Below are 5,535 nucleotides of genomic sequence, written 5' to 3' on the forward strand. Positions count from 1 at the left end.
TGCAGTCGTAAGGCGCAAGCGCAAAGCGGCCTGAACCGGCGCGTCGGATAAAAATAAAACGGCACCTCTTTGATGCGCCGTTTTTTCTGCCCGGTCAGTTACTTACTGAATGCGCGCCCAGGTCTGTTTTGAACAGATCAGCCCACCCGCCACGCAGCCTGAAAGCTTCATACGGTCCCCGCTCAGCGCAATCTTTCCAAGATAAATCTTGTCGTTGCTCGGACGCCAGACCTGCCCGCGATAATTGCCGTCGCCCTCAGGGGTCATATCTATCACCAGCGCTTTGCCAAGATTGGGCGACTGATACTCAGCACCATCCTTGAAGGTACGTGCGATTTTTCCGCAGAAATTCGCACCACAGGGCTCGATCATGACATGGGCATAGGCCCCCTCATCCGGCTCAGTCTGCCAGACCCCTTCCAGGGGATCCGCAGCGACCGCTCCGGCTGTCATCGCCACCAGGGCTGCAAATATTGTAACTCGTTTCATGTTTTCCTCCCGTCAAACTGCGCGCACCCTGCCTCGCGCCCCGAACGCATCGCAAGCGTGACCGTACGTCGCGAAGTGACGTGTCGCTGCGTTGCATTTCATGACACTTGCGTGCATGAACGCCGCGCGGGCATACGAACCTGCCGCAGCCGACACCTCACCAAAGAAAGTCCGCCGATGATCCTTTATCCCGCAATTGATCTAAAAGACGGGCAGGCCGTCCGACTTGTGCACGGAGACATGCAGCAATCGACGGTTTTCAGCGATGACCCCGCAGCCCAGGCGCAGTCTTTTGTGGATGCGGGCTGTGAATGGCTGCACCTGGTAGATCTCAACGGGGCCTTTGCCGGCATGCCCGTGAATGCGGGCCCGGTCGGGGCGATCCTGGAGACCTGCAATGTGCCGGCACAGCTTGGTGGCGGCATCCGGGATATGCAGACCATCGAAGGATGGCTGAAAAAAGGGCTTGCGCGGGTCATTCTGGGCACGGTTGCAGTGGAAGATCCCGATCTGGTGCGTACCGCCGCACGCGCTTTTCCCGGACAGGTTGCCGTCGGCATCGACGCCCGAAACGGCTTTGTCGCAACCAGGGGCTGGGCCGAAGAGACCACCGTGCGGGTCACTGATCTCGCCCGGTCTTTTGAGGACGCGGGTGTCGCTGCGATCATCTATACCGATATTCTGCGCGACGGCGCGATGAGTGGGCCCAACGTCGCCGCCACCGAAGCACTGGCGCGCGCCGTGTCGCTGCCGGTGATTGCCTCGGGCGGTGTCTCTTCGCTGGCGGACCTCATTGCGCTGCGTGACACCGGTGTCATTTCCGGCGCTATCTCGGGCCGCGCACTCTATGACGGCGCTATTGATCTGCCAGAGGCGCTGCGCGTCCTGAAAGAACCGGCCTGAGCCATTGCGACGGCTTACCCTGTGCAACTCCTGGATGCTTCTCTGGCTCAAAAATATCCTCCCCGAAGGGCCGTTTCACTGTCTTGCCCCGCCCTTCCGAACCTCATAAACCGGATTCATGCTGAAAACCCGCATCATTCCCTGCCTCGATGTCGCCGAAGGACGCGTTGTGAAAGGTGTCAACTTCGTCGATCTGCGCGATGCCGGCGACCCGGTCGATGCAGCGATCGCCTATGACGCAGCGGGCGCGGACGAGCTTTGCTTTCTGGATATCACTGCAACCCATGAAAACCGTGGCACCATGTTTGACGTGGTAACGCGAACGGCCGAGCACTGCTATATCCCGCTGACGGTGGGCGGCGGCGTGCGCACGGTGGCCGATGTTCGCGCACTGCTTCTGGCGGGTGCCGATAAAGTCTCGTTCAACTCCGCGGCGGTGGCCAACCCTGACGTCGTGGCAGAAGCCGCGGATCAGTTCGGAAGCCAGTGCATTGTCGTGGCCATCGACGCCAAAACTGTAAGCCCCGGAAAATGGGAGATATTCACCCATGGCGGACGCAAGCCAACGGGCATCGACGCGGTTGAATTCGCGCGTATCGTGGTCTCCAAAGGTGCGGGTGAAATACTGCTGACTTCCATGGACCGCGACGGCACCCGCGCAGGTTTCAACCTGCCACTCACCAGGGCGATTTCCGATGCGGTCGAGGTACCGGTGATTGCCTCAGGCGGCGTGGGTACCCTGGATCACCTTGTCGAGGGTGTCACCGAGGGAGGTGCTTCGGCGGTACTGGCCGCCTCGATCTTCCACTTCGGAGACTATACCATCGCACAGGCCAAACAGCATATGGCAGCAGCAGGCATACCGATGAGGCTCACATGACACTGGACGATCTTTACGCGACGATCACCGGGCGCAGGACTGCTGATGCCGACAATTCATGGACCGCAAAGCTGCTGAGCAAAGGGCCTGAAAGATGCGCCGAAAAGTTCGGTGAGGAGGCAATCGAGGCCATTATCGAGGCCGTCAGAGGGGACCGGGCCGCCCTGACGCGGGAGGCCGCAGATGTTTTGTATCACCTGTTGGTCATGCTGGCCGCACGCGATGTGGCGCTGTCAGATGTGATGGCGGAACTGGACAGGCGTCAGGCACAGTCCGGCCTGGCCGAAAAAGCAGCACGACGCTGAACCTGCGTCAGAGCTTTGAAGAAATCACGCCGGTCGCAAAACCACCCATGCGCAATTCGCCGAAAAGCCGCTGATATTCAATTTTCGGGCACCGGTTCTGGACAACGGTTATGCCGCGTGCCTGAGCCTTTGCGGCGGCGGCCGCATGGCTCACCCCGATCTGCATCCAGATCGTCTGAAGGCCCGGCAGCTCGTCAAGCGCCTCGTCCACAATCTCAGGCACCGCCTCTGAGCGACGAAAGATATCGACCATATCAATCCCGCCTCCGATCCCGCTCAGACTGGCAACGACCTCACGGCCGAACAGCGTCTCGCCGGCGTGCATCGGATTGACCGGCACCACAGTGAAGCCCTTGAGCGTAAGATACCGCGCCACATAGTAACTGGGGCGAACAGGGTTAACGGACACCCCCACAACCGCAATTGAGCGCGTGCGGGTCAGAATGTCTTTCAGATGGGAATGGCTGTAGCTCATGCGACGACCCTATGTCGGGTAGCAGAGGAAAAAAAGAGCGCCCGTTACCCGCGGGGGCAAGGGCGCTGCAAGGTACGGAACGAGGGACAGTAACGTCACCGGTCGGCGTTCCGGGCCAACCGGTCACAGTGTGAGATAGGTATCATCTCCTGTCAGACCAGAGAGCCTCGCAAATCTGTGAACAGGCGGCTGTGGCGCGCAAACACCCTGTGCTGCGTCAGTCGAAAATATCCTCAATGACATCAAAGGCCTCTTCGATCAGGTCCTTCATAAAACTGCTGCGTCTTTTTTTGCGCGGAGGCGATTTCCGGCGGCGCTTTTCACCAGACAGGTACTGCTTTTTCGCGGCATCGCGCCGTTCCGGCCTGCCCCGCACAGGATAAGACCGCCCGGGATGACTGGTGGGCAACCGCTTGAGTTCGTGCAGCGGCGCCCCGCAGGTTGAACAACTGAGTTCGTGTCGTCCTGGCTCCAGCACCAGTGCCGCGCGCGCGCCGCAATAACAGCAGGTTGCGATTTTGGCGGTATGGATCATGTGTCCGGCGCCCCCGCCTGCCGGGCGCCTCGGCTGGCATAAAGTGCTATGGCAGCCGCGTTCGACACGTTGAGCGAGCCGAAGCCACCGGAGGCATCAATTCTGACGAGATGATCTGCGGTCTCTTTGGTTTTTTCGCGCAGCCCCGGACCCTCTGCCCCCAGAACCAGCGCAACGGGACGGTCTTCCTTACCGGCAACGGCGGCCTCGATTGTCATCTCCGCCTCTCCGTCGAGACCCAGAACCAGATACCCCATATTCTGAAGAGCACGCATGGCATCCGAAAGGTTCCGCACCCGCAGATAGGGTTGCCGCTCCAAAGCACCGCTGGCGGTTTTTGCCAGCGCGCCGGTTTCGGGCGCCGAATGGTGTCGCGTGCCGATCACCGCAGAGGCACCCAGCACCTCAGCCGAACGCAGAATGGCGCCCACATTATGAGGATCAGTGACCCTGTCGAGCAGCATCACCCTTGGGGCCGCGTCCCCGATGCACACATCCTCAAGCCTGCCCCAGTCCAGCGGTTTCACCTCAAGTGCGGCACCCTGATGGACCGATCCCGGGTCCAGAGGGGCGCTGAATTTGCGCGGGTCCACCACCTCGGGCTCTATGCCGCTCTGTGCGATCGCATCTTCCAGACGGCCCTGCGCGTTCAGCGTCACGACGAGCCGGATCTTTTCGCGCCTCGGGTTCCGCAGCGCATCGCGCACAGCATGCAGACCAAAAAGCCAGACTGTCTCGCGCCCGCCGGCTTTTTTGTCCTGCTCTTTCCTGACCACCCATTTAGGTTTTTTCATCGGATTTTCCCGCTCTTCAGGGGCGTGCAAAAGGTAAGGTTTTCGTCTTGACGCCTGTCAGGTCCGCTAGTAATCACGCCTTCACTGCTGATGCAATGCATGGGCAACGTGGGCGACAGGCCGCAAGGTGTGGCAGGGGACTGTAACTCCCTCGCGGAGACGCACGCCTGGTTCGATTCCAGGGTCGCCCACCATTATCCTTTTATTTCATTGGATAATTTTTAGAAATCGCATTGCTGCCTAACCGTCGCCTAATGAACTGGCAGAGTGTTCAGTGCCGCAATTTATCACAAAAGCGGGAATCTATATGTTGCGTCGTAGCACGCCAATCAACATATCCAAAGCGTAGGCAAGCAGTTGTTGGGGGTATTCAAACGTGTCATTCGACGCAATCATTGTATGGTTATCAGACGGCGAGAATTCTCTAGCGGCGGCTCAAGTCGCGGTCGCACTTGTAACCGCATTAGCCACCTTGGCGCTCTGGCGTGTGACACGCGTGCTTGCCGTCGAAACGTCGGCCTTGGCCAAAATGACCTCGCGGCCTTTTGTCGTTTGCGCCCTTGAGTCGAGCGGCGCAAGCGCCGTTGCATTAAACTTGGCATTGAGAAACACAGGCAACGCAACCGCCTTCGATATCAAGCTAGAAATGTCGCCCGCATTACCAAAGCCGAACGGTGACAAGCCAGACGACGAAACACTTCCGACGCACGAAATATCGCTACTACCGCCCGACCAAGCGTTGCAGATTCAGGGCGTAATGGGGACAGAAGTTTACGGGAAAGTCTTCGATATGAAGGTTAGTTGGGCTGCTATGCCCGGCGCAGAATCGCGAGAAACGCTTTCGTACAAAATCGAACCTAAGGACGGCTTTCGCGGTGGCTGGAATACCAAGGGGCCGCACCACATTGCCGAAGAACTTGAAAAACTGCGCAAGCAAATGGCGAAGCGATAGAGAAAGGCCGCGCCTCTGTGAGACGCGGCCCCGGCGCGGTCCATGTCGCGCCCAAGCACCGGGGAATAGGAGCCAAGCTATTACGCACTGATGCTGTCTGAAAACCCGCTAGACCCGACCTTCCTGTCGCATGCAGCGATCGGCCGAAAAGAGCCCGCTGCAAACTATGCTGAATCGCGCAGAAACCGACGCGATATACCCG

At 59.3% G+C, this 5,535-nt stretch carries 8 protein-coding genes and 1 tRNA gene; 5 read left to right on the forward strand and 4 right to left on the reverse strand.

The window, feature by feature from the left end; translation table 11 throughout:
• Positions 1-102 precede the first annotated feature (102 nt).
• The gene (locus Q0M35_RS16905) at positions 103-489 is read right to left on the reverse strand and encodes a DUF2147 domain-containing protein (RefSeq protein ID WP_295317437.1); all 387 of its coding nucleotides are present in this window, start codon (positions 487-489) and stop codon (positions 103-105) included.
• Between the two features lie 177 nt (positions 490-666).
• On the opposite strand from Q0M35_RS16905, the gene hisA reads away from it, so the two are divergent.
• The 3 genes from hisA (at position 667) to Q0M35_RS16920 (ending at position 2,577) form a co-directional block, all read left to right on the forward strand.
• Entirely contained in the window at positions 667-1,392 is a 726-nt protein-coding gene (hisA, locus tag Q0M35_RS16910; protein WP_295317438.1) for a 1-(5-phosphoribosyl)-5-[(5-phosphoribosylamino)methylideneamino]imidazole-4-carboxamide isomerase, read from the forward strand.
• Positions 1,393-1,510: 118 nt separating this feature from the next.
• Entirely contained in the window at positions 1,511-2,272 is a 762-nt protein-coding gene (gene hisF / locus Q0M35_RS16915) for an imidazole glycerol phosphate synthase subunit HisF (protein WP_295317439.1), read from the forward strand.
• Positions 2,269-2,577, forward strand: coding sequence for a phosphoribosyl-ATP diphosphatase (locus tag Q0M35_RS16920; RefSeq protein WP_295317440.1), 309 nt, complete (start codon positions 2,269-2,271; stop codon positions 2,575-2,577). The genes hisF and Q0M35_RS16920 overlap by 4 nt, the downstream gene beginning before the upstream one ends.
• 7 nt (positions 2,578-2,584) lie before the next feature.
• On the opposite strand, the gene Q0M35_RS16925 is transcribed toward Q0M35_RS16920, so the two are convergent.
• The 3 genes from Q0M35_RS16925 to rlmB form a co-directional block, all read right to left on the reverse strand.
• Positions 2,585-3,052 carry a CoA-binding protein gene (locus Q0M35_RS16925; RefSeq protein WP_295317441.1) on the reverse strand — a complete coding sequence of 156 codons (468 nt, stop codon included), beginning with the start codon at positions 3,050-3,052 and terminating at the stop codon, positions 2,585-2,587.
• A gap of 217 nt (positions 3,053-3,269) precedes the next feature.
• A complete protein-coding gene (locus Q0M35_RS16930) occupies positions 3,270-3,587 on the reverse strand; it encodes a hypothetical protein (protein ID WP_295317442.1) in 318 nt (105 codons plus the stop codon).
• The gene (gene rlmB, locus Q0M35_RS16935; RefSeq protein WP_295317443.1) at positions 3,584-4,381 is read right to left on the reverse strand and encodes a 23S rRNA (guanosine(2251)-2'-O)-methyltransferase RlmB; all 798 of its coding nucleotides are present in this window, start codon (positions 4,379-4,381) and stop codon (positions 3,584-3,586) included. Before rlmB ends, Q0M35_RS16930 begins: the two co-directional genes overlap by 4 nt.
• Before the next feature lie 110 nt (positions 4,382-4,491).
• Between rlmB and Q0M35_RS16940 the strand changes: the two genes are divergently transcribed.
• Positions 4,492-4,575: transfer RNA gene (locus Q0M35_RS16940), tRNA-Tyr, on the forward strand.
• Positions 4,576-4,757: 182 nt separating this feature from the next.
• The gene (locus Q0M35_RS16945) at positions 4,758-5,333 is read left to right on the forward strand and encodes a hypothetical protein (RefSeq protein WP_295317444.1); all 576 of its coding nucleotides are present in this window, start codon (positions 4,758-4,760) and stop codon (positions 5,331-5,333) included.
• Positions 5,334-5,535 lie beyond the last annotated feature (202 nt).

The sequence above is a fragment of the Roseobacter sp. genome, assembly GCF_024639605.1.
Classification (GTDB): domain Bacteria; phylum Pseudomonadota; class Alphaproteobacteria; order Rhodobacterales; family Rhodobacteraceae; genus Roseobacter.

What these genes read in the sequence shown, in the direction of transcription:
- Q0M35_RS16905 (WP_295317437.1), bottom strand. Translation starts at nt 489, where the DNA reads ATGAAACGAGTTACAATATTTGCAGCCCTGGTGGCGATGACAGCCGGA.
- Q0M35_RS16930 (WP_295317442.1), bottom strand. Translation starts at nt 3,587, where the DNA reads ATGATCCATACCGCCAAAATCGCAACCTGCTGTTATTGCGGCGCGCGC.
- rlmB (WP_295317443.1), bottom strand. Translation starts at nt 4,381, where the DNA reads ATGAAAAAACCTAAATGGGTGGTCAGGAAAGAGCAGGACAAAAAAGCC.
- hisF (WP_295317439.1), top strand. Translation starts at nt 1,511, where the DNA reads ATGCTGAAAACCCGCATCATTCCCTGCCTCGATGTCGCCGAAGGACGC.
- Q0M35_RS16925 (WP_295317441.1), bottom strand. Translation starts at nt 3,052, where the DNA reads ATGAGCTACAGCCATTCCCATCTGAAAGACATTCTGACCCGCACGCGC.
- hisA (WP_295317438.1), top strand. Translation starts at nt 667, where the DNA reads ATGATCCTTTATCCCGCAATTGATCTAAAAGACGGGCAGGCCGTCCGA.
- Q0M35_RS16920 (WP_295317440.1), top strand. Translation starts at nt 2,269, where the DNA reads ATGACACTGGACGATCTTTACGCGACGATCACCGGGCGCAGGACTGCT.